This window comes from Streptomyces sp. NPDC013317 (genome assembly GCF_055563155.1).
This window is the reverse complement of record NZ_JBVHDX010000002.1, coordinates 327,623-352,922: the sequence shown is the minus strand read 5'-3', so window position 1 is coordinate 352,922 and position 25,300 is coordinate 327,623. Positions and strand designations below refer to the sequence as shown.

Sequence of the window (25,300 nt, the reverse complement as noted above, 5' to 3'; positions counted from 1 at the left end):
GCGGCACCGACCGGCCCCGGCCCGGAGTCGCCCACTCTACCGGGCCAGGAATCCGGAGGTCAGTGCTCCGCTGAGGAGGGGTCAGCGGACGTGACCAGTTCGGTCAGTACGCCGTGGCAGTCCTTGGGGTGGAGGAAGGTGATGCGGGAGCCCATGGAACCGGTCCTCGGCTCGTCGTAGAGGACCCGGACGCCCTTGGAACGGATGGCCTCGGCGTCGCCGTCGACGTCCGCCGTGCCGAAGGCGATGTGGTGGACACCCTCGCCGTTCTTGGCCAGCCACTTGCCCACCGCGGAGTCCTCGCGGGTGGGCTCGAGGAGCTGGAGGTAGGAGGCTCCGCCGTCGGAGGTCTCGTTGATCTTGAGCATGGCCTCGCGGACGCCCTGCTCCTCGTTCACCTCGGAGTGGAACACCTCGAAACCGTAGGTCGCACGGTAGAACTCGACAGTCTTGTCGAGGTCGAAACAGGCGATCCCGATGTGGTCGATTCGCGTCAGCATGCCTCCAGTGCAGCGCCAGGGGGATGGTTACGCAACGTGCGCGCCGTCACACCGGCAGGCCGGTGACCGCGTACGGCACCGCTCAGTACATTGGCGGTAAACCCTCGTTCACTCCTCATCCCAAGGGGCTGTGCCTCATGTCTGGAACGACCGGTACCACCTCAGTGATCGTCGCGGGCGCCCGCACGCCCATGGGCCGTCTGCTCGGCTCCCTCAAGTCCTTCTCCGGCGCCGACCTGGGTGGCTTCGCCATCAAGGCCGCGCTCGACCGGGCCGGGATCGGCGGCGACCAGGTGCAGTACGTGATCATGGGGCAGGTGCTCCAGGCGGGCGCCGGCCAGATCCCCGCCCGCCAGGCCGCTGTCAAGGCCGGCATCCCGATGAACGTCCCGGCCCTCACCATCAACAAGGTGTGCCTGTCCGGTCTGGACGCCATCGCCCTGGCCGACCAGCTGATCCGCGCGGGTGAGTTCGACGTGGTCGTCGCCGGCGGCCAGGAGTCGATGACCAACGCCCCGCACCTGCTGCCGAAGTCCCGCGAGGGCTTCAAGTACGGCGCGATCGAGATGCTCGACGCGATGGCGTACGACGGTCTGACCGACGCCTTCGAGAACGTCGCCATGGGCGAGTCCACGGAGAAGCACAACACCCACCTCGGCATCAAGCGCCCCGAGCAGGACGAGATCGCCGCGCTGTCGCACCAGCGCGCCGCCGCCGCGCAGAAGAACGGCATCTTCGAGGCCGAGATCACCCCGGTCGAGATCCCGCAGCGCAAGGGCGAGCCGGTCGTCTTCTCGAAGGACGAGGGCATCCGCGCCGAGACGACCGTCGAGTCGCTCGGCAAGCTGCGCCCGGCCTTCGCCAAGGACGGCACCATCACCGCCGGCACCTCCTCGCAGATCTCCGACGGCGCCGCCGCGGTCGTCGTCATGAGCAAGGCGAAGGCCGAGGAGCTGGGCCTGGAGTGGATCGCCGAGATCGGCGCCCACGGCAACGTCGCGGGCCCGGACAACTCGCTGCAGTCGCAGCCGGCCAACGCGATCCAGCACGCCCTGAAGAAGGAGGGCCTCGGCGTCGAGGACCTCGACCTGATCGAGATCAACGAGGCGTTCGCGGCCGTCGCCCACCAGTCAATGAAGGACCTGGGCGTTACCCCGGAAAAGGTGAACGTCAACGGTGGCGCGATCGCCTTGGGCCACCCCATCGGCATGTCCGGTGCCCGAGTGGTGCTGCACCTCGCCCTGGAGCTCAAGCGGCGCGGCGGCGGCGTCGGCGCGGCGGCGCTGTGCGGCGGCGGCGGTCAGGGCGACGCTCTGATCGTCCGCGTACCCGGCAAGTAGTTCCCGTCAAGCAAGGAGCATCGGCAATGGTGGACGTCCCCGAACTGGTCGCCCAGGCACGGGAGGGCCGGCCGCGCGCCGTGGCCCGGCTGATCTCGCTCGTGGAGGGGGCGTCCCCGCAGCTGCGCGAGGTGATGGCGGCGCTCGCGCCGCTGACCGGCGGCGCGTACGTGGTGGGCCTGACGGGCTCGCCCGGCGTGGGCAAGTCCACGTCGACGTCGGCGCTGGTCTCCGCGTACCGGCGGGCGGGCAAGCGGGTCGGCGTCCTGGCCGTCGACCCGTCGTCCCCGTTCAGCGGGGGAGCGCTGCTCGGCGACCGGGTCCGGATGTCGGAGCACGCCTCCGACCCGGGCGTCTACATCCGCTCGATGGCGACCCGCGGTCACCTGGGCGGGCTCGCCTGGGCGGCGCCGCAGGCGATCCGGGTCCTGGACGCGGCCGGCTGCGACGTCGTCCTCGTCGAGACCGTCGGCGTCGGGCAGTCGGAGGTCGAGATCGCCTCCCAGGCCGACACGTCCGTGGTGCTCCTCGCTCCGGGCATGGGCGACGGGATCCAGGCCGCGAAGGCGGGCATCCTGGAGATCGGCGACGTGTACGTCGTGAACAAGGCGGACCGGGACGGCGCGGACGCGACGGCCCGCGAGCTGAACCACATGCTGGGCCTGGGCGAGGCGCGCGGTGCGGGGGCCTGGCGGCCGCCGATCGTGAAGACGGTAGCGGCGCGGGGCGAGGGCATCGACGAGGTCGTCGAGGCCCTGGAGAAGCACCGCGCGTGGATGGAGGAGCACGGGGTCCTGGCCGAGCGCCGCCGGGCGCGCTCGGCGCACGAGGTCGAGACGATCGCCGTCACGGCGCTGCGCGCCCGCATCGGCGACCTCCACGGCGACCGCCGCCTGGACGCGCTGGCCGAGCGCATCGTGGCGGGCGAGCTCGACCCGTACCGCGCGGCGGACGAGCTGGTGGCGGGCCTCACCGAGTCCTGACGTCCGGCCGGCCGGAAGGCCGCCGACACGGCCGCGGGGGCGCCCGGCCCCCGCCCCCCCCCCCCGGGGGGGGGCCGGGCCGGGGGGGGGGGGGGGGGGGGGGGGGGGGGGGGGGGGGGCGGGCCCCCCCCGCCCGGCGCGGGGGCGGGGGGGGGGGGGCCCCCCCGCCCCCCGCCCCCCGGCCCCCCGCGCCCCCCCCCCCCCCGGCCGCCCCCCCCGCGGCCCCCCCCCCGCCGGCGCCGCGGCCGTTCCGTCAGTCGTCGGTGTCGTCGGTGTCGTCGTGGTCGTCCGCGTGGTCGGCAGCCTCCGCGCGGGCGTCCCGGCCGACGTCCCGGCCGTCGTCCCGGTCGTCGGCGTCCGGGGTGACCTGGGCCGTCTTCAGGTCGACCCGCCAGTCGCCGTTCACGGTGTCCACCTCCCAGGCGGCCGGGGCGCGGTCGTCGTCGTCGAGGCTCACCGACGTGACGGCCCCCTTCGCGGAAGCCGCCTCGGCCGCCTCCCGGGCGTCGACGGAGGCACCCTTCAGGGCCCGGCGGTCGTCGGCGTCGTCCTGCTCGTCACCGTCCCGGTCGTCGTCACGGTCGGTCTCCTTGCCGAGGACCTCGCCCGTGCCGGCGTCCACGCGGACCGTGTACGAGGTCGTGCCCGTGCCCAGGACGTCGACCTCCCAGCCGCGGTCGTCGTCGTCCAGGCCGGCCGAGACGGCCGTGCCCGGCTGCGCCTTCAGGGCGGCCTCGATCGCCTGCGCGGCGGTCACCTTCGCGTCCCGTACGACGGCCCGTTCGGTCCGCTCCCCGGCGTCGTCCGCGAGGGCGATCGCGGTCCCGCCGCCGGCCACGGCCACCGCTGCGGCGGTGGCGATCACGATGATGCGCTTCATGAGGGTCCTCCAACCCGGCGTGGTTCGTTCCGACGGACCCCACTGTGCGCAACGCGACCTGAAGGCAGCCTGAAGCCACCTGAAGCCCCCTTCAGCTTCGGTTTGCGACTCTTGGCCCATGCGATTGCTCATCGTGGAGGACGAGAAGCGGCTCGCCCTCTCTCTCGCCAGGGGCCTCACCGCCGAGGGGTACGCCGTCGACGTGGTCCACGACGGCCTGGAGGGGCTGCACCGGGCGATCGGGACGCCGTACGACCTGGTCGTGCTCGACGTGATGCTGCCCGGCATGAACGGGTACCGCGTCTGTTCCTCGCTGCGCGCCGCGGGCGACGACGTGCCGATCCTGATGCTGACCGCCAAGGACGGCGAGTACGACGAGGCCGAGGGACTCGACACGGGCGCCGACGACTACCTCACCAAGCCGTTCTCCTACGTCGTCCTGGTGGCCAGGATCCGGGCGCTGCTCCGCCGCCGCCCCGCCGGCCCCTCCCCGGTCCTCGATCTCGGCGACCTGCGCGTGGACACGGCGGCCCGGCGCGTGCACCGAGGCGAGGACGAGGTCGCGCTCACCACCAAGGAGTTCGCGGTCCTGGAACAGCTCGCGCTGCGCTCCGGCGAGGTGGTGTCCAAGGCCGAGATCCTGGAGCACGTCTGGGACTTCGCCTACGAGGGCGACCCGAACATCGTCGAGGTGTACGTCAGCACCCTCCGGCGCAAGCTGGGCGCCTCCCTGATCCGGACGGTGCGCGGTGCCGGATACCGCCTGGAGGCACGGTGAGCGGCCGGTGGTTGGCCTCTGTCCGCGCCAGGGCCACCCTCGGCGCGACCGCGGTGGTGGCCGTCGCCCTCGTCGCGGCCGGTGTCGCCGTCCTGCTGACCCTGCGGGGCAACCTCACGAGCCGGGCGGACGGCGAGGCGGACTCCGTCGCCCGCGAGGTCGCGGGCCGCATCGCCGCCGGCACCCCGTACCGGTCGCTCGACCTGCCGGACGGCGAGGAGAACCCGGTGCAGGTCGTCGACCGCGACGGCAGGGTCCTCGCGGTGAGCCAGGGGCTCACGGCGATCAGCGGGACCGGGGTGCCCGACGTCACCCCCGAGGCGAGCCCCGGGACCGGGCGGGACGCCGACGACGACGCGGACGACCCCGAACCCGGCCAGGTCGGGGTCAGCACCTGGCACGGCGAGGGCAGCGCCACCGTGGACGGGGAGAGCGACGACTACCGGTTCAGCCAGGTGGAGGTCACCGACCGGCGGGACGAGACGGTCCGGGTCTACGCGGGCGCGTCGCTCGGGGCGCAGCGGGACGCGGTGAGCACCGCCGCCACCGCCATGCTCGTCGGACTGCCGCTGCTGCTCGGGGTGGTGGCCGGGGTGACCTGGCTGGTGACCCGGCGGGCGCTGCGGCCCGTCGAGTCCATCCGCCGCGAGATGGCGGAGATCACCACCTCGCAGGATCTGTCGCGCCGGGTCCCCGAGCCCGCCACGCACGACGAGGTGGCCCGGCTCGCCCGGACCACCAACGAGACGCTCGCGGCCCTGGAGTCGTCCGTGGAGCGGCAGCGCCGGTTCGTCGCCGACGCCTCGCACGAGCTGCGCAGCCCCATCGCGAGCCTGCGCACCCAGCTGGAGGTGGGCGCCGCCCATCCGGAGCTCCTGGACGTGCCGGGCGCGGTCGAGGACACCGTACGGCTGCAGCACCTCGCCGCCGACCTGCTGCTGCTCGCCCGGCTCGACGCGGGGGAGCGGATCGCCGGTGCCCCGGTCGACCTCGCCGCGCTGGCGACGGCGACGGCCGCGGGGCGGCGGGGGGTCACGGTGGAGGCCGCGGAGTCCGTCGAGGTGACCGGCTCCCCGGGGCAGCTCGGCCGGGTGCTCGGCAATCTCCTCGACAACGCGGTGCGTCACGCCCGTACGGAGGTGACGGTCACGCTACGAAGGGCGGGGGACCGGGCCGTGCTCGGCGTGGCCGACGACGGGTCCGGGGTGCCCGCGGCCGACCGCGAGCGGATCTTCGAGCGGTTCGTCCGGCTCGACGAGGCCCGCACCCGCGACGAGGGCGGCGCGGGGCTCGGCCTCGCGATCGCCCGGGACGTGGCCGTACGGCACGGCGGCACCCTCACGGTCCGTGAAGGACCGGCGGGCGGCGCGCTGTTCGAACTGACTCTGCCGCTGCCGGAGGGCCCCTAGGGCGGCCCGGAGAGCCCTAGGGCTTGCCCCGGCGGCCCCGGAGCTGCTCGGCGACGGGCTTCAGGGACTCGTGGAGGTCGCCGAGGGCCTCGGGCGACAGCTGGTCGATGAAGTGCCTGCGCACCGACTCCACGTGGTGGGGCGCGACCTTGCGCATGGTCTCCATGCCCTGGTCCGTCAGGACCGCGTACAGCCCGCGGCGGTCCGACTCGCAGTTGGCGCGCTGCACGAGCCCGGCGTTCTCCATGCGGGTGATCTGGTGCGAGAGCCGGCTCTTGGACTGCAGCGTCGCCGCCGCCAGGTCGCTCATGCGCAGACGCCGGTCGGCCGACTCCGAGAGGTTCACGAGGATCTCGTAGTCGTTCATGGTCAGGCCGAAGGGCTGGAGGTCCTTCTCCAGCTGATACGTCAGCATCCGGTTGACGTCCAGATAGGTGCGCCACGCACACTGCTCGGCGTCGGTGAGCCAGGGGGTGGCCGTCTCGGTCTCCATATGTGGATTCTACCTAAGAAGTTGAAAACTGGACGAAGTCAGGGAGTGTGACGCCGGGCACCCAGGGCCCCGACGGGCGCAGACGTTCGAGGGCGTCACACTCCGCAGACTACCGGCTACAGACCGAAGCGACGCTGGAGGTCCCCGAGCTGTCCGGGAAGGCGCGGTGCCGAACCGTGCCCCCCTTGGCCGGAACCATGCGCTCCGGGGACGCCGCCGCCCGGGACGCCCGGCTGTCCGCCGACCTCACCGATCGCCCGGTCGGCCATCAGCATCTCGCTCGACTGGAGGAGTACCGTACCCGCTCCCACGAACTCGAACTGGTGCTCCTCGCCCGAGGTCCCGCCGAGCCCCGTCAGTGCGCGGACGCCGCCCATCACGCCCGTCATGTACCCGTGGTCGTAGTGGTGGCAGGGGGACGGGCAGTCCGCCCAGCCGACCAGGGCCTGCGGGTCCACCCGCATGGGCGGCTCCATGAAGACCACCGGCCCGTTCGAGGCCGCCACGAACTTGCCCGTGCCGATCAGCGTCACGAACCCCGGCACGATCGACTGCTTCAGCGCCAGCGTGGGCTGGTACGCCAGCAGATTGCCCGAACGGATCGTCAGATTGCCCTCGTCCAGGTCGAACGAGTTCACGTCGAAGGCCCGGTCGGCGAGCAGCATCTTGCCGCTGCCCTCCGCCACCACCCAGTCGCTCGCGTGCAGCGGCGAGTGGAACGACGTACGGACCAGGCGGTCCAGACGCCCGTGGCCGATGCCGTTGAAGTCGATCCGCCCGTAGTAGGCGATCATCTTGCCCTTCTGCAGGAACCACTGGGAGCCCTTGAGCTCCACGCAGAAGGTGTACGGATTGACGTTGTCGTCGGACGGGAGGGACTGCGGGTCGAGGACGACGGGACCGGTCACAGCTTCTCCTCCGAGGCCTGCACGTACACCACACCGCTGCCGCTCAGCTCCAGCTGGAACGCCTCGCCGGAGCCCCGCCCCACCATGTCGCGCCAGCCCAGCGCGGTGGAGAGCTTGTTCCGTACGTCGCCGCGGTGGGCGACGTACGCCTGCGGGTCCACGTGGACCGCGCGTCCCTGGGCGATCGGCAGCTCGATCACGCCGCCGTGGGCCATGACGGCGACCGCGCCGTGACCCTTGAGCGTCGTCGTGAAGAGCCCCTGGCCCGTCACCTGACCGCGCACCATGCCCATGACCCCGCCCTGGGAGCCCATGAACATCGTGCCCTGCTGCAGGGTGCCGTCGAAGGCGAGCAGCCGGTCGGCCTCGACGTACAGGGTGTCGCCGGTCAGCTGGATCACCTGGATGTGGTGACCGCCGTGCCCGAACATCACCGTGCCGTTGCCCTCGACGGTCATCAGCGGCGTCGCCTCGCCGGCCACGCGGCGGCCGATCATCGACATCACGCCGCCCTGGCCGCCTGCCATGTTCGGCGTGAAAGTGACGTCGCCGCGGTACGCGAGCATCGCGCCGCGTTGGCTGAACATGCGCTGCCCGGGGACGACGGTCGCCTCGACCATCTTCGAGTTGATCTCGCGGAACGGCATCAGACGTCGCCCCCGATCGTGTTCCGCTCGCTGGGCTGGACGTACACGACGCCGTCGCCCTCGAAGCGGATCTGGAAGGCCTCGCCGCCGCCCTCGCCGAGGAAGGTGCGGAACGTCACACCGGACTGGAAGCTCTGCTGCAGGTTGCCCTGGTGGGCGATGTACGCGCCGGGGTCGACGGAGAGGGGGTACTGCGGGGTCACGCGCAGCACCACGGCGGGGCCGTCGGACATGATCGCCGCCTGCCCCGTGCCCTCGACGGTCGTGGTGAAGAGGCCGTTGCCGGTCGCCCCGCCACGCAGGCCCGTGAAGCTCGTGCCGGTGCGCAGCCCTGCGTCGGTGCAGAGCAGATTGCTCGCCTCGACGTAGAGCTTGTCGCCGTGGAGCGAGACGAGGTTGATCTCGGAGGCGCGGTCGGCGAACCAGCAGGTCCCCTGGCCCTTCACCTCCATCACCTCCATCTGCTCACCCGTGAGCCGGCGCGTGACCATGCCGCGCAGACCCTCGCCTCCGCCGGACATCTTCTTGAAGGCCATCTGGCCGTCGTAGGCGACCATGGAGCCGTTTTTGGCCTTGACGGCGTCGCCGGTCATGGACACGGCGAGCACTTTGCTGCCTTGGAGTCGGAACGTTGCCACGGAGGGAGATTACGGGCCCCCCGGCTAAAGGAACAGCAAAGTCGGCGTGCACAATGGACCCGCCCACCCTTGTGCATCCGTTCACAAGATCGAACGAAGGTGACCCCCTCCCGTGGACATCAAGACCGCCTCCTCCCTCCACCGCCTCCGGCTCGTCTCCGCGCCGGAAGCCGTCTCCTTCCTGCTGCTGCTCGTCTGCTCCGTGCTCAAGCGCACGACGGACTTCAACGCCGTGCCCGTGATGGGCGCGGTCCACGGCATCCTCTTCATCCTGTACGTGCTCTTCTGGCTGGACGCCTGGAACCGTACGAAGTGGCAGTTCAAGACGGCTGCCCTCTACTTCGTCCTCTCGGTGCTGCCGTTCGGCGGCTTCTACGCGGAGCGCAAGCTCAAGCGCGAGGCCGAGGACGCGGTCATCGCCTCCCGCGCCCGCCGCGAGAGCGCGGTGGAGGCATGATCGTCGCCTTCTCGGTCACCCCGCTCGGCGTGGGGGAGGAGGTCGGCGAGTACGTCGCCGACGCCGTCCGGGTCGTGCGGGAGTCGGGTCTCCCGAACCGCACGGACGCGATGTTCACCTCCGTCGAAGGAGAGTGGGACGAGGTGATGGACGTGGTGAAGCGCGCCGTCGCCGCGGTGGAGGCACGGGCGCCCCGGGTCTCCGTCGTCCTGAAGGCCGACATCCGCCCGGGCGTCACGGACGGTCTCACCTCGAAGGTCGCGACGGTGGAACGCCACCTGGAGGCCTGACCGCCGCCCCGGGTCTCCGAGCCCCCGAACCCCTCAGCGGGTGCCGGGGGCTCAGTCGTGTGTGTCGCCGGGGGCGGTCAGGGCGATGCCGATCGGGGTGCGTTCGTAGAGGACCTGGTGGCCGTAGCGGCGGGAGGTCAGCAGACCGGCCTCGCGCAGGACCGACAGGTGGGCCGATACGGAGGAGGGCGCCAGGCCGAGCCGGTGCGCGAGCGCGGTCGTGCCGGTCGGCTCGTCCAGCGCGCACAGCACGTCCGCGCGGGCCCGCCCGAGCAGCCGGGCCAGCGCGTCGGGGGTCCGGTCGGGGGCCTCGGTCCAGAGCCCGCCGATCCCGCGCACGGGGTAGACGACCGTCGGCTGCCAGGGCGGGTCGAAGCCGCTCACGACGTGCGGCCAGGTGAAGACGGACGGCATCAGGACGAGCCCCTGGCCGTCGAGGGGGCGGACGTGGTCGCCGGGGTACGCGACGGTGAGGGTGGCGCGGTCGGCGTCCCAGCCGAAGCCGGGGTGGAGCTCGCCGAGGAGCCGCTCCAGGCCGCCCTCGGCCAGTCGGCGCGAGTGGTACGCCACGTCGGCCTCCAGGACGGCCCGCAGCCGCGGCCACTCGGGCGCGATCAGGGCCTCCCAGGCCGCGTGGAGCAGATCGGCGAGCCGGCGGACGGTCGCCGCGGGGTCGTCCAGCATCCGCCGGCCCTCGTCGCTCGCCGTGGCGCCGGGTGTCTCGGCGAGCGCCCGGGCGAAGTCGTCCCGGGCAAGGGCCGGATCGGTCTCCCGTACGGCCGCGATCTCCTCCGCGAAGGAGGCGGCTGGCCCCAGGGGCGGCGGGTAGAGGAAGTCGGGGCTGTGCCCGCGCAGCGGCATCAGCAGGTGCAGGGGCGCGAGTTCGAGCCCTCGGGCGGCTTCCCGGATCCGCCGCAGCCAGGGCAGGTGATAGCCCTGCTGGCGGGGGCGCGCCAGCACGCGTACGGCGGAGTGCGTCTCCCAGAGCGGCGACAGCGCGAACCGGATCCGCAGCGGGTCGGCCTCGCCGAAGTGGAGGTGGTACGGCACGGGGTGGGCACCTCGGGGCGGAAGATTCGGCTGGGTCCGAAAGTCTAGGCCCGCGCGTACGTCCCGGGCACGCTGCGGCACATGCCGACCCGAGACACCGCCCCCGAGCCCCCGCCCTCCGCACCCGCGCCGCCCGCAGGCGGGAGCACGGAGGCGTCGCCGTCCAGCCCGCCCCGGTCGGCGGTCTCCGCAGCACGCACCGCGTCGCAGTCCGGCTCGGCGCACCCCGCCGCGCCCGGCCAGGCCGCGGCGGAGCCGGTGGCCGGTGGTGCGGACGCGCATCCTCCCGCGGACCCGCCGACCGCCGAGGCGACCGACGGCTCCGGGCCGGCTGGAGCGGGCGGCACGGGGGCGCGCGGCTCCGGGTACCGCGCCGTGTTCGCCGTGCGGGAGTTCCGGACCGTCTTCGTCGCCCATCTGCTCTCCCTCCTCGGCGTCGTCGTCAGCGAGATCGCGCTCACCGTCCTCGTCTACGACCTCACCCGCTCCCCCCTCCTCTCCTCCCTCACCTTCGCCCTCGGCTTCCTCCCCTACCTCCTCGGCGGCACCCTCCTCGCCGGCGTCGCCGACCGGTACCCGCCCCGGCGGGTCCTCGTCGTCTGCGACCTCGTCTGCGCCGCGTGCGTCTCGCTCATGGTCGTGCCCGTCACGCCCGTCGCAGGGCTGCTCGTGCTGCGGTGCGCCGTCGCCGCCGTCGCGCCCGTGTTCAACGGGACCCGGACCGCGACCCTCGCCGACATCCTCGGCGAGGGCGACCTCTTCGTCCTCGGGCGCTCCCTCCTCCGCATCGTGTCCCAGAGCGCCCTCCTCGTCGGGTTCGGCGCCGGCGGAGTGCTCCTCACCGTCGTCGAACCGCGCGGCGCCATCGCCGTCACCGCCGCGACCTTCCTCGTCTCCGCCCTCCTCCTCCGTCTCGGGACGCGGAGGCGACCCGCCCGCGCCGCCGCACCCACCGCCACCGCCCCGCGCGAGCGCGGCAACCTGGCCGTCCTCCGCGACCGCCGCGTCCGCGCGCTCATGCTGCTGTTCTGGCTGCCGCCGCTGTTCGCCGTCGTCCCCGAGGCCCTCGCCGCGCCCTACGCCGACCAGGCGGGCGTCTCCACCGCCGCGCTCGGGCTGCTGATGTGCGCCCTGCCCGTCGGCACCGTCGCGGGCGAGCTGTTCGCCGGGTCCAGGCTGAGCGCGGCCACCCGCTCCCGGATCGTGTACCCGCTGGCCCTGGCCGGCGTCGTCCCCTATCTCCTCTACGCCGTGGAGCCCCGCGCCGCGCTCGCGGGCCTCGCCCTCGTCCTGGCCGGCGCCACCGGCGCGTACACGCTCGGCCTCGACGCCTGGTTCGTCGCCGCGGTCCCCGAGGGGCAGCGGGGGAGGGCCATGACCCTGATGACCGCGGGCATGATGACCGCGCAGGGCGTCGGCATGGCGGGTGCGGGCCTCGCCGCCGAGTTCCTCCCCGTCCACCTCGTGGTCGCCGGCACGGGAGTGGTCGGCACCCTCTGCGTCCTCGCCGCCGTCCTCCATGTCCGTGCGACCGAAGTACGAGACGGGGCTGACCACCATGTGACCAGTGGGTAAGGTCGACGCGTGCCGAAGCCGCTCAGTCTCCCCTTCGACCCCATCGCCCGCGCCGACGAACTCTGGCAGAAGCGCTGGGGGCCGGTCCCCTCGATGGCCGCGATCACCTCGATCATGCGCGCCCACCAGATCCTCCTCGCGGAGGTCGACGCCGTCGTCAAGCCGTACGGACTGACGTTCGCGCGGTACGAGGCGCTGGTGCTGCTCACCTTCTCCAAGGCCGGTGAGCTGCCGATGTCCAAGATCGGCGAGCGGCTGATGGTCCACCCGACCTCGGTCACCAACACCGTCGACCGGCTCGTGAAGTCCGGTCTCGTCGACAAGCGACCCAACCCCAACGACGGCCGTGGCACCCTCGCCTCGATCACCGAGAAGGGGCGCGAGGTGGTCGAGGCCGCCACCCGCGACCTGATGGCGATGGACTTCGGGCTCGGGGTGTACGACGCCGAGGAGTGCGGCGAGATCTTCGCGATGCTGCGCCCGCTCCGGGTGGACGCGCACGACTTCGACGAGAGCTGACCGGAACCGGGCCCGCCCGAAGATCGCCCGGAACGTGCCGTTACGCTCGACGGCATGAAATCCAGCGTGCTGACCCGTTACCGCGTGATGGCGTACATCACCGCCGTCATGCTGCTCGTGCTCTGCACGTGCATGGTCTTCAAGTACGGGTTCGACATGGGCGAGGACGTGACCTTCGCGGTCTCCCAGGCCCACGGCGTCCTCTACATCATCTACCTGATCTTCGCCTTCGACCTCGGCTCCAAGGCGAAGTGGCCGTTCGGCAAGCTCCTGTGGGTGCTGCTGTCCGGGACGATTCCCTTCGCCGCCTTCTTCGTCGAGCGCAAGGTCGTCCGCGAGACGCTTCCGCTGGTCAGCGGCGCGCAGCCGGCTCCCGCCAAGGCCTGACCCGGCCCGGCGCCACACCCCCCGCACGGATGTGCGGGGGTTTGCCATCGACATTTACTAGGACGTCCTAGTAAATTCGAAGCATGGACGCAGACGCGATCGAGGAAGGCCGCCGACGCTGGCAGGCCCGGTACGACAAGGCCCGCAAGCGGGACGCAGACTTCACCACGCTCTCCGGTGATCCGGTCGAGCCCGTCTACGGCCCCCGGCCCGGGGACACCTACGAGGGCTTCGAGCGCATCGGCTGGCCCGGCGAGTACCCCTTCACCCGGGGTCTGCACCCGACCGGCTACCGCGGCCGGACCTGGACCATCCGCCAGTTCGCCGGCTTCGGCAACGCCGAGCAGACCAACGAGCGGTACAAGATGATCCTGGCCGCCGGCGGCGGCGGGCTCTCGGTCGCCTTCGACATGCCCACCCTCATGGGCCGCGACTCCGACGACCCCCGCTCGCTCGGCGAGGTCGGCCACTGCGGTGTCGCCATCGACTCCGCCGCCGACATGGAGGTCCTCTTCAAGGACATCCCGCTCGGCGACGTCACCACCTCGATGACCATCTCCGGGCCCGCCGTGCCCGTCTTCTGCATGTACCTGGTCGCCGCCGAGCGCCAGGGTGTCGACCCGGGCGTGCTCAACGGCACGCTCCAGACCGACATCTTCAAGGAGTACATCGCGCAGAAGGAGTGGCTCTTCCAGCCCGAGCCGCACCTGCGTCTCATCGGCGACCTGATGGAGCACTGCGCGCAGGGCATCCCCGCGTACAAGCCGCTCTCCGTCTCCGGCTACCACATCCGCGAGGCCGGAGCGACGGCCGCGCAGGAGCTCGCGTACACCCTCGCCGACGGCTTCGGCTACGTGGAGCTCGGCCTCTCCCGCGGCCTGGACGTCGACGTCTTCGCGCCCGGCCTCTCCTTCTTCTTCGACGCGCACCTCGACTTCTTCGAGGAGATCGCCAAGTTCCGCGCCGCCCGCCGGATCTGGGCCCGCTGGATGAAGGAGGTCTACGGCGCCAAGACCGACAAGGCGCAGTGGCTCCGCTTCCACACCCAGACCGCCGGTGTCTCGCTCACCGCCCAGCAGCCGTACAACAACGTCGTACGGACCGCGGTCGAGGCGCTCTCCGCGGTCCTCGGCGGAACCAACTCCCTGCACACCAACGCCCTCGACGAGACCCTGGCGCTCCCCAGCGAGCAGGCCGCCGAGATCGCGCTCCGCACGCAGCAGGTGCTCATGGAGGAGACGGGCGTGGCCAACGTGGCCGACCCGCTGGGCGGTTCCTGGTACGTCGAGCAGCTCACCGACCGGATCGAGGCCGACGCCGAGAAGATCTTCGACCAGATCAAGGAGCGCGGCCGCCGCGCCCACCCGGACGGTCAGCACCCCATCGGCCCGATCACCTCCGGCATCCTGCGCGGGATCGAGGACGGCTGGTTCACCGGAGAGATCGCCGAGTCCGCCTTCCAGTACCAGCAGTCCCTGGAGAAGGGCGACAAGCGAGTCGTCGGCGTCAACGTCCACCACGGCTCCGTCACCGGCGACCTGGAGATCCTCCGCGTCAGCCACGAGGTCGAGTGGGAGCAGGTCCGGGTTCTCGGCGAGCGCAAGGGCCGCCGCGACGACGCCCGGGTCCGCGCCGCGCTGGACGCGATGCTGGCGTCGGCCCGCGACGGCTCGAACATGATCGGCCCGATGCTGGACGCGGTACGGGCGGAGGCCACGCTCGGCGAGATCTGCGACGTGCTCCGCGAGGAGTGGGGCATCTACACCGAGCCCCCGGGCTTCTAGCCGCACACCCCGGACGAGAGGGGGCGGTACGGGACCTCCCGTACCGCCCCTTCCTCTTCCCCCGGGCTACTCGGCGGCCGTGCCCGCCACCTTCACCGGCGTGATCCGGATGACCACCCGCACCACCTCCGGCGGCAGTTCGAGGTAGCCCTGGCCGGATCCGGGCCCCTCGTACTGCTCCTCGACCGCGACGGCGAACGCCCGCCCGACGTCCTCGGTGACCGTGGCCGTGCCCCGTATCTCGGCGTACAGCTGCGGGTCCTTCACGTCGTACACGAGCAGGCTGACCCGGGGGTCGGCCTGGATGTTCCGCACCTTGCGGCGGCCGTCCTGGCTGGAGATCAGCAGGTCGTCGCCGTCCCTGGCCACCCAGACCACGGAGTTCTGCGGAGAGCCGTCGGGGAGGACCGTGCCCAGGATCGCCGGGTTGGGGTCGTCCAGAAGCGTGCGCACAGTGCTGTTCAGGGTGATCGTCACGGCGATCACCCTAGGGTGTGGCCGCCGCCGCGCCCAGACCTCCGATGAGCAGCGCCGTGAAGCGCTGGACCCATGCCGCGTCGACCGGCTCGGCGCTCACCAGGGCGCGGTGGACCACCGCACCGGCGATCACGTCGAAGATCAGGTCGTCGGTGCTGTCGACGGACGTCGGATCCCGGTCGGAGGGGAGTTCGCCGCGCTCCTGGGCGCGCTGGCGGCCCTCGAGGACGAGCCGCTTCTGCCGGTCCACGATGGAGGTGCGGATGCGCTCGCGCAGCGGTTCGTCCCGGGTGGACTCCGCCACGACGGCCATCAGCGCGGTCTTGGTCTCCGGCCGCTGGAGCAGCGCGGCGAACTGGAGGACCACATGCTCGATGTCGGCCTGGAGGGAACCCAGGTCGGGGAGTTCGAGTTCGTCGAAGAGGACGGCGACGGCGTCCACGACCAGTTCGTTCTTGCTCGCCCAGCGCCGGTAGAGGGTCGTCTTGGCCACCCCCGCGCGGCCGGCCACGTCGCCCATCGTCAGCTTGGACCAGCCCAGTTCGACCAGCGCCGCCCGGGTCGCCTCGAGGATCGCGGCATCGGCCTCGACACTGCGCGGGCGTCCGGTACGGCTCCGGGAGCTGCGGGAACTGGTACGGCTGCACATGGAGGTCGACCATACCCGCCGGTAGGTATTGCGCCAGAGGTGTGCGATGTGAGCCAGTTCACCGGGCAGTCCTTCCCGCGAGCCGACCGGGACAGTTACGCTACGACCCGTAGCGAAAGGCCTCGACCGGCCTGAGCGACAACCACATGCGCCGGGTGGGGACCCGGCGCGACCGAAGGGAACCGCGCACCTTGGTGTGCGGTTCAGCCATGACTTACCGGTTACGCGCGCGGAGGGGGGAGGATGTACTCATGCAGCCCAGAAACATGTCCATGAGCGGCGTCGTCGACCTCGCCGCGGTGAAGGCGGCCGGAGAGGCCAAGGCCAAGGCGGAGCAGGCTCGCGCGCAGGCCGCCCGGCAGGGCGGGCCCACGGCCGTCGCCCCCTCCGCCCTGGTGATCGATGTCGACGAGGCCGGCTTCGAGCGCGATGTCCTCCAGCGCTCCGCCGAGGTTCCGGTCGTCATCGACTTCTGGGCCGAGTGGTGCGAGCCCTGCAAGCAGCTCGGCCCCCTCCTGGAGCGGCTCGCCGTCGAGTACAACGGCCGCTTCCTCCTGGCGAAGATCGACGTCGACGCCAACCAGATGCTGATGCAGCAGTTCGGCATCCAGGGGATTCCGGCCGTTTTCGCGGTGGTCGCCGGCCAGGCGCTGCCGCTCTTCCAGGGCGCCGCGCCCGAGGCCCAGATCCGCGAGACCCTGGACCAGCTGATCCAGGTCGGCGAGGAGCGCTTCGGCCTCACCGGTATCGCCGTGGACCCGGACGCCGCGGCCGACGGTGCGTCGGCCGCCGCCCCCGCGCCGGCCGGTCCGTACGACGCGCTGCTCGAAGCGGCCATGTCCGCGCTGGACGCCGGTGATCTGGGCGGTGCCGTCCAGGCGTACAAGAACGTGCTCGCCGACGACCCGGCCCACCCGGAGGCCAAGCTGGGCCTCGCCCAGGCGGAACTGCTCGCCCGGGTGCAGGACATGGACCCGCAGCAGGTACGGAAGAACGCGGCCGACGATCCGGCCGACGTCACCGCGCAGATCGCCGCCGCCGACCTCGATCTGGTGGGCGGTCATGTCGAGGACGCTTTCAGCCGTCTCGTGGACGCCGTGCGGCGCACGGCCGGTGAGGACCGGGACGCGGCACGGCTGCGGCTCCTGGAGCTCTTCGAGGTCATCGGTCCGGACGACCCGCGGGTCACGACGGCCCGTCAGGCCCTCGCACGCGTGCTGTTCTGACCCGTTCCATCCCGCCCGGGACAGCACCGATTTGGCGACACAGTGACAAAACGCGGCCGCGCTTTACCAAAACTTGGTAATCGCGGCCGCTGTTACTTGCAGTAAATCGAACCTCGATTTCTGTCCGGGTTTCACCGCCATCCTCCTCCTATGTCACCTCAGTTGACTGCACCCTGTGTGGCCGGGCGACATCGCCCCGTCGTGGCGCGGTTATCCAGCCGTTACTAGTCAGTAACGAACCCCCTTGTGCCCCGGCCCGTAATGGACCACGATCGGCGACGCTCGGTCCTGTACCGCACCCCGGCACCCAACCGGGGCGGCGGCGAGGGTCCCCACCGAGCGGGTCGGCGACAGTGGCGCCGGCCGTGGACAGGGGGGTTCCTGCTCTCACCGGCAGGGCCTGTCCAAGAGGTTGCGCGCAAGGCGTGGCCAGTGGTTGTCGCTCGGGGGTGATCGCCGGTGAAGTCGGACGCTCCTCGCGCCCGGTGTTCGGCGCTCCTTCCCGAGGACGTAGCACTTCTCCCATCCCAGGACGGGCCCCTGGGCCCATCCGGAGATGTACGTCCGAGAAGGAGGATTCTCATGAAGTCCCAGGTTCGTGGCGGGACCAGATGGAAGCGGTTCGCCGTCGTCATGGTGCCGAGTGTGGCCGCGACGGCCGCGATCGGTGTCGGCCTGGCTCAGGGCGCGCTCGCAGCGTCCTTCAGCATCTCCGGCCAGGAGTTCAAGGTGAAGGCCGACAGCCTTGTCGGCAATGACTTCGTCCAGTACGGCAGCGTGGCGTCCGGCAAGGACCTCGAAGGCAAGCCCTTCGCGGAGCCGGTCGGTGTCTCGGGCTTCTCCGAGGCCTGGATCACCAACATGTGCCAGTCCGTGGTGACGCCGAACGTGCCGTTCATCGGCAACGTGTCGCTCGAGCTGCGCGCCGGTACGGAGAAGAACAAGCCGGTCTACGCGAAGGACATCTACCTCGATGTCTCCTCGCTGAAGGCGGACGCCGAGTTCGGCAACATCGACATCGGTGTGGCCGCGGGCTCGCTCCCGAAGTCCGAGGGCAAGCCGGGCATCCAGCCCGGTACGAAGGCCAACCCCTACGGCTTCTCGCAGCGCGCCGAGACGGCGAAGCTCACCAACGTGGAGCAGAAGGCGTGGGCGACCACCGCCGGAACGTTCAAGCTCAGCAACCTGAGCCTGAAGCTGCACAAGGGCACCAAGGAGTGCTTCACCGAGTAGTCACTCGGTGCGGCATCTGGCACAACCGCCCGGCGGGCGAGGGCCGTCGTTCGTTCCGTACGGCCCCGCCCGTTCCCGGCCATAGCGCCATCTTCTCCACATTTCTCAGCAACACCGCTTCCAGGGAGCTGTTTTCCATGAGCGCCGAGTCCACTGCTTCCCGCGGAGTCCCGAACCAGCGCGAGCGCCGTTTCCACGACTGGCGGGGCAGCCGGCCCTTCTGGGCGGGTCTGTTCACCATGATCGGCGGCGTACCGATCGCCTACTTCCCGTACGCCGACCTGCGACTCGGCAACATGACGATCGCCATGGCGACGACGGGCGGCGCCGGAGCGCTGATCATCGGCGTACTCCTGGTGACGCTCGGACTGACGATGTGGTTCCAGCCCGTCGTACGGGTCTTCGCGGGCGTCGCGGCGATCGTGCTGGCGCTCGTCTCCATCCCGGTCTCCAACCTCGGCGGCTTCTTCATGGGCTTCCTGCTGGCCCTGATCGGCGGCGGACTCTCCGTCGCGTGGGCCCCGGGTGCTCCGGTGCAGGAGACCGCGAAGCCGGCCGGCGAGCCGACGGGCGCCGACGCGGGCGAGCACGAGTACGACGGTCAGCCGCAGGGATCCGAGGCGCCGGAGGAGACCCAGCCGGTCGACTTCGGGAAGGCCGCGGTCCCGGAGCAGCGCGCCGGTGAGGAGCCGGACCCGCAGGCGGGTCCCGGTGCGCAGGCGACCGAATCGACGATCGACGCCAACGGCGGGAGGAACAGTGCGGGGTGACGAAACACAGTCGGCGCAGTCGGCGACGGCTGCGGACGACGCCACTCTGGCTCGCAGGGGTCCGCGGCACGCGGCACCGCGCAAGTCGCTGCTGAACAAGATCCAGGGACCCGCGGGCAAGGCGATGGCCCTGGCCGCCATGCCGACCGCGGTCCTGATGGGTATGGGCATGGCGCCCAAGCTCGCCCTCGCCGACGAGAAGGACATCCCCTTCGCGCCCGGTCCGTGCGTGACCCGCTCGGACGAGCCGGTGGCCGAGGAGACGACGAAGCCCGCCGAGACGCCGAAGCCCGTGCCCACGGCCGACGCGAGCGAGAGCCCGGACCCGACCGGATCGCCGAAGCCCGGCACGACGGAGGAACCGGAGGCGCCCAAGCCGACCGCCACCCCCTCGGCCACGGCCACGACGAAGCCGGACGCCGAGGAGCAGCAGGCCCCGGCCCCGACGCCGACCCCGACGAAGAGCGTCAACCCGCTCGACCCGCTGGGCCTCGGCGACAAGATCAAGGACCTCTTCGACGGGCCGGACGCCACCCCGACGGCCACGCCGGCGCCGACCGCCACCGCGACGCAGCCGCCGACCGAGGAGCCGGCCGGGAAGCCGACGGCCGAGCCCGACGACAAGCCGTCGACCGCGGCGCCCAAGCCGGGCGGGGCCACCGCCGACGACCCGGTCGACACCGCCAAGGAAGCGATCAAGGACGCCGCCGAGAAGGCCGGCGCCAAGGTCGAGGAGCTGCCGGAGGACGCCAAGGGCCTCGACGCCAAGAAGGACGAGGACATACCGGAGGGCGCCAAGCCGCGCTTCCCGTGCCCCGAGGCCGACCCCGAGGCGCTGGCGGCCGCGGAGCTGGAGCCCGGCATCCCGCTGCTCCCGGACGAGCCGTGGATCCTCAACAGCACGAGGCTCACGCTCAAGGGCCTCAAGTACCACGGCATCGTCGAGGTGAAGACGGGCAGCGGAAAGATCAAGAAGGTCCTGAAGTTCACCGCGAAGGACGGTGTGGACATCAAGGACCTGCACCAGCGCACCGTCCACTCCGAGGGCTACACGGGACACGTCCGCTCCGACAAGGGCTCGACGTCGACCATGAGCAACGGCACCGTGACCATGTACACGGAGAAGCTGAAGGGCAACCTCTTCGGCATCATCCCGGTCACCTTCAGCCCGGAGACCCCGCCGCCGCTCGACGTGCCGTTCGCGATCTTCACGGACGTCGAGGTGACCCAGGCCGGCCAGTTCGGCGGCACGCTCACGGTCCCCGGCCTGCGCAACACGGTCGAGCCCGGCTGACCGCAGCCCGACATGACGAGGGCCCCCGTCCGATCCGGACGGGGGCCCTCGTCATGGCCCGGAGGCCGGCTCGGCGCGTCAGTCGCGGCCGTCGCCGCCCAGGTGGTGCACCCGGACCATGTTCGTGGTGCCGGGGACGCCGGGGGGCGAGCCGGCCGTGATGACCATGGTGTCGCCCTCGTTGTAGCGCTGGAGCTTCAGCAGCTCCGCGTCGACGATGTCGACCATCGCGTCCGTGGTCTCCACGAACGGCACGAGGAAGGACTCCACGCCCCAGCTCAGCGTGAGCTGGTTGCGGGTGGCCTCGTCGGTGGTGAAGGCCAGGATCGGCTGGATCGTGCGGTAGCGCGAGAGGCGGCGGGCGGTGTCGCCGGACTGGGTGAAGGCGATCAGCGCCTTGCCGTCCAGGAAGTCCGCGATCTCGCAGGCCGCGCGGGCGACCGAACCGCCCTGCGTGCGCGGCTTCTTGCCGGGCACGAGCGGCTGGAGGCCCTTGGAGAGCAGCTCCTCCTCGGCCGCGGCGACGATCTTCGACATCGTCTTCACGGTCTCGATCGGGTAGGCGCCGACGGAGGACTCCGCCGAGAGCATGACCGCGTCCGCGCCGTCCAGGATCGCGTTGGCCACGTCGGAGGCCTCGGCGCGCGTGGGGCGGGAGTTGGTGATCATCGACTCCATCATCTGGGTGGCGACGATGACCGGCTTGGCGTTGCGGCGGCACATCTCCACGAGGCGCTTCTGCACCATCGGGACCTTCTCCAGCGGATACTCCACGGCGAGGTCGCCACGGGCCACCATGACGGCGTCGAAGGCCGCGACGACGGCGGCCATGTTCTCCACCGCCTGCGGCTTCTCCACCTTGGCGATGACGGGGACCCGGCGGCCCTCCTCGTCCATCACCTTGTGGACGTCCTTGACGTCGTTGGCGTCGCGGACGAAGGAGAGGGCGACCATGTCGCAGCCCATACGGAGCGCGAAGCGGAGGTCCTCGACGTCCTTCTCGGAGAGGGCCGGGACGTTGACGGCGGCACCCGGCAGGTTGATGCCCTTGTGGTCCGAGATGACACCGCCCTCGATGACCACGGTCTTGACCCGAGGGCCCTCGACCTCGACGACCCGCAGCTCGACGTTGCCGTCGTTGATCAGGACCTGGTCGCCCTTGGAGACGTCTCCGGGCAGGCCCTTGTACGTGGTGCCGCAGATGGACTTGTCACCCGCGACGTCTTCCGTGGTGATGGTGAACTCGTCACCGCGCACCAGCTCGACGGGACCCTCCGCGAAGGTCTCCAGACGGATCTTGGGGCCCTGGAGGTCGGCGAGCACACCGACGGCGCGGCCGGTGTCCGCCACCGCCCTGCGGAGACGGTCGTACCGCTCCTGGTGCTCTGCCTGGGTCCCGTGGCTCATGTTGAATCGGGCCACGTTCATACCGGCCTCGATGAGCGCTTTCAGCTGCTCGTACGAGTCGACGGCGGGGCCCAGCGTGCAGACGATTTTGGAACGGCGCATGAGGCGGATCCTATCGGTTTGTTTCACTGCGGAATATTCCGTCTGGTGGAAAGTACAAATGGGCGCGGGGTCGCTCAGGCGTTCACTTCCGGAGCGGCCGGGGCCACCAGGTCGTAGCTCTGGCGCGCGATCTCCAGCTCCTCGTCCGTCGGCACCACGGCGACCGCCACCCGCGCGTACGCCGGCGAGATGATCCGTGCCTCGCCGGACCGCACGGCGTTGAGATCGGCGTCCACCGCCAGGCCCAGCTCCTCCAGGCCCACGATGGCAGCTTCCCGCACCGGAGCCGCGTTCTCGCCGACACCCGCCGTGAACGCGACCGCGTCCACCCGCCCGAGTACCGCGTAGTACGCCCCGATGTACTTCTTCAGCCGGTGGATGTAGATGTCGAAGGCGAGCGCCGCCCGCTCGTCGCCCTCGTCGATCCGGCGGCGGATCTCCCGCATGTCGTTGTCGCCACAGAGCCCGACGAGCCCGGACCTCTTGTTCAGGAGGGTGTCCACGTCGTCGTCCGTCATCCCCGCGACCCGCTTGAGGTGGAAGGTCACCGCCGGGTCGACGTCACCCGAGCGCGTGCCCATGACCAGGCCCTCCAGCGGGGTGAGGCCCATCGAGGTGTCCACGCACCGCCCGCCCCTGACGGCCGAGGCCGAGGCGCCGTTGCCCAGGTGCAGCACGATCACGTTCACCTCCTCCGGCGCCTTTCCCAGCAGCTTCGCCGTCTCACGGGACACATAGGCGTGCGAGGTGCCGTGGAAGCCGTACCGCCGGATGCGGTGCGCGTCGGCCGTCTCCACGTCGATCGCGTACCGGGCCGCGGGCTCCGGCATCGTCGTGTGGAAGGCGGTGTCGAAGACCGCGACCTGCGGCAGGTCGGGGCGGAGCGCCATCGCCGTACGGATCCCGGTCAGGTTCGCCGGGTTGTGCAGCGGCGCGACCGGGACGAGCCGCTCGATCTCGGCGAGCACCTCCTCGTCGATCACGGTCGGCGCCGTGAACCGCAGTCCGCCGTGCACCACCCGGTGTCCGATCGCGGCCAGTTCGGGGGAGTCGAGGCCGAGGCCGTCCGCCGACAGTTCCTCCGCCACCGCCTTCAGGGCGGCCGCGTGGTCGGCGATGGCGCCGGTCCGCTCCCGCTGGGCACCTCCGCCGCCCTGCAGCGGGGTGTGGACCAGACGCGAGGTCTCCTCGCCGATCCGCTCCACCAGGCCGACCGCGAGCCGGCTCCGGTCACGCATGTCGAGCAGCTGGTACTTCACCGACGAGGAGCCGGAGTTGAGGACGAGGACGCGGGTCGCGTTGCCGGTCATGCGGGGAGCTCCTGGGACTGGCCCTCGGGGGCCTGGGGGGTCTGGGACTGGATCGCCGTGATGGCGACCGTGTTGACGATGTCGCTGACGAGCGCGCCGCGCGAGAGGTCGTTCACCGGCTTGCGCAGACCCTGAAGGACCGGGCCGACGGCCACGGCGCCGGCCGAACGCTGCACGGCCTTGTACGTGTTGTTGCCGGTGTTGAGGTCCGGGAAGATCAGCACGGTCGCCTGACCGGCCACCTCCGACCCCGGCAGCTTGGTCGCCGCCACGGACGGCTCGACGGCCGCGTCGTACTGGATGGGACCCTCGATCCGCAGGTCCGGCTGGGACTCCCGTACCAGCTTCGTCGCCTCGCGGACCTTGTCGACGTCGGCGCCGGAGCCCGAGGTGCCGGTGGAGTACGACAGCATCGCGATCCGCGGCTCGACACCGAACCGGGCCGCGGTGGCCGCCGACTGCACGGCGATGTCCGCGAGCTGCACCGCGTTCGGGTCCGGGTTCACCGCGCAGTCCCCGTACACCAGCACCTTGTCGGCCAGGCACATGAAGAACACGGACGAGACGATCGACGCCTCGGGCTTCGTCTTGATGATCTCGAACGCCGGACGGATGGTGGCCGCCGTCGAGTGCACCGAGCCGGAGACCATGCCGTCGGCGAGACCCTCCTCGACCATCAGCGTCCCGAAGTAGTTGACGTCCGAGACGACGTCGTACGCCAGCTCCACCGTCACGCCCTTGTGGGCGCGCAGCTCGGCGTACTTGGTGGCGAACGCGTCCCGCAGCTCGGAGGTCTGAGGGTCGATCAGCTGGGTCGACGGCGACGACAGGTCGATGCCGAGGTCGGCGGCCTTCTTGCGGATGACCTCGACGTCGCCGAGGAGCGTCAGGTCGCAGACGCCCCGGCGCAGCAGCACGTCCGCCGCGCGCAGCACGCGCTCCTCGGTGCCCTCCGGCAGGACCACGCGACGGCGGTCGGCGCGGGCCTGCTCCAGGAGTTCGTGCTCGAACATCATCGGCGTGACCCGGCCGCTGCGGGCCACCGAGATCCGCTTCAGCAGATCGGCGGTGTCCACGTGCCGCTCGAAGAGACCGAGCGCGGTCTCCGCCTTGCGGGGCGTGGCGGCGTTCAACTTCCCTTCGAGGGAGAAGAGTTCCGCGGCCGTGGGGAAGCTGTTGCCGGGGACGGAGATGACCGGGGTGCCGGGCGCGAGCCGGGCGGCGAGGGTCAGGATCTCGTCGCTGGGGCGCTCGTTGAGGGTGAGCAGGACACCGGCGATCGGCGGGGTGCCGGCCGAGTGCGCCGCGAGCGCCCCGACGACGAGGTCGGCGCGGTCCCCGGGGGTGACCACCAGGCAGCCGGGGGTCAGCGCGTTCAGGAAGTTCGGCAGCATCGCGCCGCCGAAGACGAAGTCCAGCGCGTCGCGCGCCAGGCCCGCGTCGTCGCCGAGCACGACCGAGGCGCCCAGGTGGTGGGTGATCTGGGCGACCGTGGGGGCCGAGAGCGCGGGCTCGTCGGGGAGGACGTAACAGGGCACCGGCAGCCGGGCCGCGAGCCGTTCAGCGATGGCGGCCCGGTCGTCGGCGGCGACCCGGTTGACGGCCATCGCGAGCACGTCGCAGCCCAGCCCGTCGTACGCCCGGAAGGCGTTGCGCGCCTCGGCCCGTACGGACTCGGCCTGCTGGCCCTTGCCTCCCACCACGGGTATCACCGAGGCGCCGAACTCGTTGGCGAGGCGCGCGTTGAGCGCCAGCTCGTCGGGGAGCTGGGTGGCGGCGAAGTCCGTACCGAGGACGAGGACGACCTCGTACTCCCGGGCCACCGCGTGGAAGCGGTCGACGAGCCGGGAGACCAGTTCGTCGGTACCCTGTTCGGCCTGGAGAGCGGACGCCTCGTGGTAGTCCATGCCGTAGACGCTCGCCGCGTCCTGGGAGAGCCGGTACCGGGCGCGCAGCAGGTCGAAGAGCCGGTCGGGGCCGTCGTGCACCAGGGGCCGGAACACCCCCACCCGGTCCACCTGGCGGGTCAGGAGCTCCATGACTCCCAGCTCGACGACCTGCCGGCCGTCCCCGCGGTCGATCCCGGTCACGTACACGCTGCGCGTCACGCCGTGGTCTCCTGTCCCGTTTCCGTCCACCCGATCGCGTCAACCGAGTGTGTTCAAAAAACCCCGATAGGGTGGCATAGCCCTCT

General features: G+C 71.4%; 26 protein-coding genes. 14 read left to right on the top strand and 12 right to left on the bottom strand.

What is annotated here, in order from left to right; all coding sequences use genetic code 11:
• Positions 1 to 59: 59 nt before the first annotated feature.
• Positions 60 to 500: a methylmalonyl-CoA epimerase gene (gene mce, locus ACZ3IJ_RS06315; protein WP_391798398.1), complete on the bottom strand. Its 441-nt coding sequence runs from the start codon at positions 498 to 500 to the stop codon at positions 60 to 62.
• Between the two features lie 137 nt (positions 501 to 637).
• On the opposite strand from mce, the gene ACZ3IJ_RS06310 reads away from it, so the two are divergent.
• Entirely contained in the window at positions 638 to 1,840 is a 1,203-nt protein-coding gene (locus ACZ3IJ_RS06310) for an acetyl-CoA C-acetyltransferase (RefSeq protein WP_391798397.1), read from the top strand.
• A gap of 26 nt (positions 1,841 to 1,866) precedes the next feature.
• Positions 1,867 to 2,823: a methylmalonyl Co-A mutase-associated GTPase MeaB gene (meaB, locus tag ACZ3IJ_RS06305; protein ID WP_391798396.1), complete on the top strand. Its 957-nt coding sequence runs from the start codon at positions 1,867 to 1,869 to the stop codon at positions 2,821 to 2,823.
• A 253-nt stretch (positions 2,824 to 3,076) separates the two neighbouring features.
• Here meaB and ACZ3IJ_RS06300 read toward each other — a convergent pair whose 3' ends face one another.
• Positions 3,077 to 3,703, bottom strand: a complete 627-nt coding sequence (locus ACZ3IJ_RS06300) for a PepSY domain-containing protein (protein ID WP_467466524.1) — start codon at positions 3,701 to 3,703, stop codon at positions 3,077 to 3,079.
• A 118-nt stretch (positions 3,704 to 3,821) separates the two neighbouring features.
• Here ACZ3IJ_RS06300 and ACZ3IJ_RS06295 point away from each other — a divergent pair, with 118 nt between their 5' ends.
• Together ACZ3IJ_RS06295 and ACZ3IJ_RS06290 are read left to right on the top strand one after the other, a co-directional pair.
• Positions 3,822 to 4,481: a response regulator transcription factor gene (locus ACZ3IJ_RS06295; protein ID WP_467466523.1), complete on the top strand. Its 660-nt coding sequence runs from the start codon at positions 3,822 to 3,824 to the stop codon at positions 4,479 to 4,481.
• An 11-nt stretch (positions 4,482 to 4,492) separates the two neighbouring features.
• Complete coding sequence (locus tag ACZ3IJ_RS06290) at positions 4,493 to 5,890, top strand: sensor histidine kinase (RefSeq protein ID WP_467466522.1); 1,398 nt, start codon at positions 4,493 to 4,495, stop codon at positions 5,888 to 5,890.
• 16 nt (positions 5,891 to 5,906) lie between these two features.
• On the opposite strand, the gene ACZ3IJ_RS06285 is transcribed toward ACZ3IJ_RS06290, so the two are convergent.
• The 4 genes from ACZ3IJ_RS06285 to ACZ3IJ_RS06270 all read right to left on the bottom strand — a co-directional run bounded on the left by ACZ3IJ_RS06285 (position 5,907) and on the right by ACZ3IJ_RS06270 (position 8,576).
• A complete protein-coding gene (locus ACZ3IJ_RS06285) occupies positions 5,907 to 6,383 on the bottom strand; it encodes a MarR family winged helix-turn-helix transcriptional regulator (RefSeq protein ID WP_467466521.1) in 477 nt (158 codons plus the stop codon).
• A 116-nt stretch (positions 6,384 to 6,499) separates the two neighbouring features.
• Positions 6,500 to 7,291, bottom strand: a complete 792-nt coding sequence (locus tag ACZ3IJ_RS06280; RefSeq protein WP_352191698.1) for an AIM24 family protein — start codon at positions 7,289 to 7,291, stop codon at positions 6,500 to 6,502.
• A complete protein-coding gene (locus tag ACZ3IJ_RS06275; RefSeq protein ID WP_467466520.1) occupies positions 7,288 to 7,938 on the bottom strand; it encodes an AIM24 family protein in 651 nt (216 codons plus the stop codon). Before ACZ3IJ_RS06275 ends, ACZ3IJ_RS06280 begins: the two co-directional genes overlap by 4 nt.
• Positions 7,938 to 8,576: an AIM24 family protein gene (locus ACZ3IJ_RS06270; RefSeq protein ID WP_352191700.1), complete on the bottom strand. Its 639-nt coding sequence runs from the start codon at positions 8,574 to 8,576 to the stop codon at positions 7,938 to 7,940. The genes ACZ3IJ_RS06275 and ACZ3IJ_RS06270 overlap by 1 nt, the downstream gene beginning before the upstream one ends.
• Positions 8,577 to 8,688: 112 nt before the next feature.
• On the opposite strand from ACZ3IJ_RS06270, the gene ACZ3IJ_RS06265 reads away from it, so the two are divergent.
• Both ACZ3IJ_RS06265 and ACZ3IJ_RS06260 read left to right on the top strand, forming a co-directional pair.
• Positions 8,689 to 9,033, top strand: a complete 345-nt coding sequence (locus tag ACZ3IJ_RS06265; protein ID WP_391798392.1) for a DUF3817 domain-containing protein — start codon at positions 8,689 to 8,691, stop codon at positions 9,031 to 9,033.
• Positions 9,030 to 9,323, top strand: a complete 294-nt coding sequence (locus ACZ3IJ_RS06260) for an MTH1187 family thiamine-binding protein (protein ID WP_391798391.1) — start codon at positions 9,030 to 9,032, stop codon at positions 9,321 to 9,323. The genes ACZ3IJ_RS06265 and ACZ3IJ_RS06260 overlap by 4 nt, the downstream gene beginning before the upstream one ends.
• A 51-nt stretch (positions 9,324 to 9,374) precedes the next feature.
• Here the strand turns inward: ACZ3IJ_RS06260 and ACZ3IJ_RS06255 are convergent, their stop codons facing one another.
• Positions 9,375 to 10,373 (bottom strand): ArsR/SmtB family transcription factor, encoded by a 999-nt coding sequence (locus ACZ3IJ_RS06255; RefSeq protein WP_467466517.1) that lies wholly within the window; start codon positions 10,371 to 10,373, stop codon positions 9,375 to 9,377.
• Between the two features lie 81 nt (positions 10,374 to 10,454).
• On the opposite strand from ACZ3IJ_RS06255, the gene ACZ3IJ_RS06250 reads away from it, so the two are divergent.
• The 4 genes from ACZ3IJ_RS06250 to ACZ3IJ_RS06235 all read left to right on the top strand — a co-directional run bounded on the left by ACZ3IJ_RS06250 (position 10,455) and on the right by ACZ3IJ_RS06235 (position 14,638).
• Positions 10,455 to 11,948, top strand: a complete 1,494-nt coding sequence (locus ACZ3IJ_RS06250; protein WP_467466516.1) for an MFS transporter — start codon at positions 10,455 to 10,457, stop codon at positions 11,946 to 11,948.
• 9 nt (positions 11,949 to 11,957) lie between these two features.
• A complete protein-coding gene (locus tag ACZ3IJ_RS06245) occupies positions 11,958 to 12,467 on the top strand; it encodes a MarR family winged helix-turn-helix transcriptional regulator (RefSeq protein ID WP_467466515.1) in 510 nt (169 codons plus the stop codon).
• Between the two features lie 54 nt (positions 12,468 to 12,521).
• On the top strand, positions 12,522 to 12,854 hold the full coding sequence (locus ACZ3IJ_RS06240) for a DUF3817 domain-containing protein (protein ID WP_352191706.1): 333 nt from the start codon (positions 12,522 to 12,524) through the stop codon (positions 12,852 to 12,854).
• An 83-nt stretch (positions 12,855 to 12,937) separates the two neighbouring features.
• The gene (locus ACZ3IJ_RS06235; RefSeq protein ID WP_467466514.1) at positions 12,938 to 14,638 is read left to right on the top strand and encodes an acyl-CoA mutase large subunit family protein; all 1,701 of its coding nucleotides are present in this window, start codon (positions 12,938 to 12,940) and stop codon (positions 14,636 to 14,638) included.
• A gap of 66 nt (positions 14,639 to 14,704) precedes the next feature.
• Here the strand turns inward: ACZ3IJ_RS06235 and ACZ3IJ_RS06230 are convergent, their stop codons facing one another.
• Positions 14,705 to 15,115 (bottom strand): PPOX class F420-dependent oxidoreductase, encoded by a 411-nt coding sequence (locus tag ACZ3IJ_RS06230; RefSeq protein WP_467466512.1) that lies wholly within the window; start codon positions 15,113 to 15,115, stop codon positions 14,705 to 14,707.
• A gap of 10 nt (positions 15,116 to 15,125) precedes the next feature.
• Positions 15,126 to 15,764 carry a TetR/AcrR family transcriptional regulator gene (locus ACZ3IJ_RS06225; RefSeq protein ID WP_352191709.1) on the bottom strand — a complete coding sequence of 213 codons (639 nt, stop codon included), beginning with the start codon at positions 15,762 to 15,764 and terminating at the stop codon, positions 15,126 to 15,128.
• A gap of 251 nt (positions 15,765 to 16,015) precedes the next feature.
• Here ACZ3IJ_RS06225 and ACZ3IJ_RS06220 point away from each other — a divergent pair, with 251 nt between their 5' ends.
• The 4 genes from ACZ3IJ_RS06220 to ACZ3IJ_RS06205 all read left to right on the top strand — a co-directional run bounded on the left by ACZ3IJ_RS06220 (position 16,016) and on the right by ACZ3IJ_RS06205 (position 20,287).
• Positions 16,016 to 16,990, top strand: a complete 975-nt coding sequence (locus ACZ3IJ_RS06220) for a tetratricopeptide repeat protein (protein WP_467466511.1) — start codon at positions 16,016 to 16,018, stop codon at positions 16,988 to 16,990.
• Positions 16,991 to 17,572: 582 nt separating this feature from the next.
• Entirely contained in the window at positions 17,573 to 18,223 is a 651-nt protein-coding gene (locus ACZ3IJ_RS06215; protein WP_352191711.1) for a DUF6230 family protein, read from the top strand.
• Between the two features lie 137 nt (positions 18,224 to 18,360).
• Positions 18,361 to 18,993, top strand: coding sequence for a DUF6114 domain-containing protein (locus ACZ3IJ_RS06210; RefSeq protein WP_467466510.1), 633 nt, complete (start codon positions 18,361 to 18,363; stop codon positions 18,991 to 18,993).
• Positions 18,983 to 20,287: a hypothetical protein gene (locus ACZ3IJ_RS06205; protein ID WP_467466509.1), complete on the top strand. Its 1,305-nt coding sequence runs from the start codon at positions 18,983 to 18,985 to the stop codon at positions 20,285 to 20,287. The genes ACZ3IJ_RS06210 and ACZ3IJ_RS06205 overlap by 11 nt, the downstream gene beginning before the upstream one ends.
• A 78-nt stretch (positions 20,288 to 20,365) precedes the next feature.
• On the opposite strand, the gene pyk is transcribed toward ACZ3IJ_RS06205, so the two are convergent.
• The 3 genes from pyk to pta form a co-directional block, all read right to left on the bottom strand.
• Positions 20,366 to 21,796 carry a pyruvate kinase gene (pyk, locus tag ACZ3IJ_RS06200; RefSeq protein ID WP_383222042.1) on the bottom strand — a complete coding sequence of 477 codons (1,431 nt, stop codon included), beginning with the start codon at positions 21,794 to 21,796 and terminating at the stop codon, positions 20,366 to 20,368.
• A gap of 74 nt (positions 21,797 to 21,870) precedes the next feature.
• Positions 21,871 to 23,106 (bottom strand): acetate kinase, encoded by a 1,236-nt coding sequence (locus ACZ3IJ_RS06195; protein ID WP_467466508.1) that lies wholly within the window; start codon positions 23,104 to 23,106, stop codon positions 21,871 to 21,873.
• A complete protein-coding gene (pta, locus tag ACZ3IJ_RS06190) occupies positions 23,103 to 25,214 on the bottom strand; it encodes a phosphate acetyltransferase (RefSeq protein WP_467466507.1) in 2,112 nt (703 codons plus the stop codon). Before pta ends, ACZ3IJ_RS06195 begins: the two co-directional genes overlap by 4 nt.
• Positions 25,215 to 25,300: the final 86 nt, after the last annotated feature.

What these genes read in the sequence shown, in the direction of transcription:
- ACZ3IJ_RS06235 (WP_467466514.1), top strand. Translation starts at nt 12,938, where the DNA reads ATGGACGCAGACGCGATCGAGGAAGGCCGCCGACGCTGGCAGGCCCGG.
- ACZ3IJ_RS06295 (WP_467466523.1), top strand. Translation starts at nt 3,822, where the DNA reads ATGCGATTGCTCATCGTGGAGGACGAGAAGCGGCTCGCCCTCTCTCTC.
- pyk (WP_383222042.1), bottom strand. Translation starts at nt 21,796, where the DNA reads ATGCGCCGTTCCAAAATCGTCTGCACGCTGGGCCCCGCCGTCGACTCG.
- ACZ3IJ_RS06300 (WP_467466524.1), bottom strand. Translation starts at nt 3,703, where the DNA reads ATGAAGCGCATCATCGTGATCGCCACCGCCGCAGCGGTGGCCGTGGCC.
- mce (WP_391798398.1), bottom strand. Translation starts at nt 500, where the DNA reads ATGCTGACGCGAATCGACCACATCGGGATCGCCTGTTTCGACCTCGAC.
- ACZ3IJ_RS06275 (WP_467466520.1), bottom strand. Translation starts at nt 7,938, where the DNA reads ATGCCGTTCCGCGAGATCAACTCGAAGATGGTCGAGGCGACCGTCGTC.
- ACZ3IJ_RS06240 (WP_352191706.1), top strand. Translation starts at nt 12,522, where the DNA reads ATGAAATCCAGCGTGCTGACCCGTTACCGCGTGATGGCGTACATCACC.
- ACZ3IJ_RS06250 (WP_467466516.1), top strand. Translation starts at nt 10,455, where the DNA reads ATGCCGACCCGAGACACCGCCCCCGAGCCCCCGCCCTCCGCACCCGCG.
- ACZ3IJ_RS06260 (WP_391798391.1), top strand. Translation starts at nt 9,030, where the DNA reads ATGATCGTCGCCTTCTCGGTCACCCCGCTCGGCGTGGGGGAGGAGGTC.
- ACZ3IJ_RS06195 (WP_467466508.1), bottom strand. Translation starts at nt 23,106, where the DNA reads ATGACCGGCAACGCGACCCGCGTCCTCGTCCTCAACTCCGGCTCCTCG.
- ACZ3IJ_RS06215 (WP_352191711.1), top strand. Translation starts at nt 17,573, where the DNA reads ATGAAGTCCCAGGTTCGTGGCGGGACCAGATGGAAGCGGTTCGCCGTC.
- ACZ3IJ_RS06225 (WP_352191709.1), bottom strand. Translation starts at nt 15,764, where the DNA reads ATGTGCAGCCGTACCAGTTCCCGCAGCTCCCGGAGCCGTACCGGACGC.
- ACZ3IJ_RS06285 (WP_467466521.1), bottom strand. Translation starts at nt 6,383, where the DNA reads ATGGAGACCGAGACGGCCACCCCCTGGCTCACCGACGCCGAGCAGTGT.
- ACZ3IJ_RS06210 (WP_467466510.1), top strand. Translation starts at nt 18,361, where the DNA reads ATGAGCGCCGAGTCCACTGCTTCCCGCGGAGTCCCGAACCAGCGCGAG.
- ACZ3IJ_RS06220 (WP_467466511.1), top strand. Translation starts at nt 16,016, where the DNA reads ATGCAGCCCAGAAACATGTCCATGAGCGGCGTCGTCGACCTCGCCGCG.
- meaB (WP_391798396.1), top strand. Translation starts at nt 1,867, where the DNA reads ATGGTGGACGTCCCCGAACTGGTCGCCCAGGCACGGGAGGGCCGGCCG.
- ACZ3IJ_RS06310 (WP_391798397.1), top strand. Translation starts at nt 638, where the DNA reads ATGTCTGGAACGACCGGTACCACCTCAGTGATCGTCGCGGGCGCCCGC.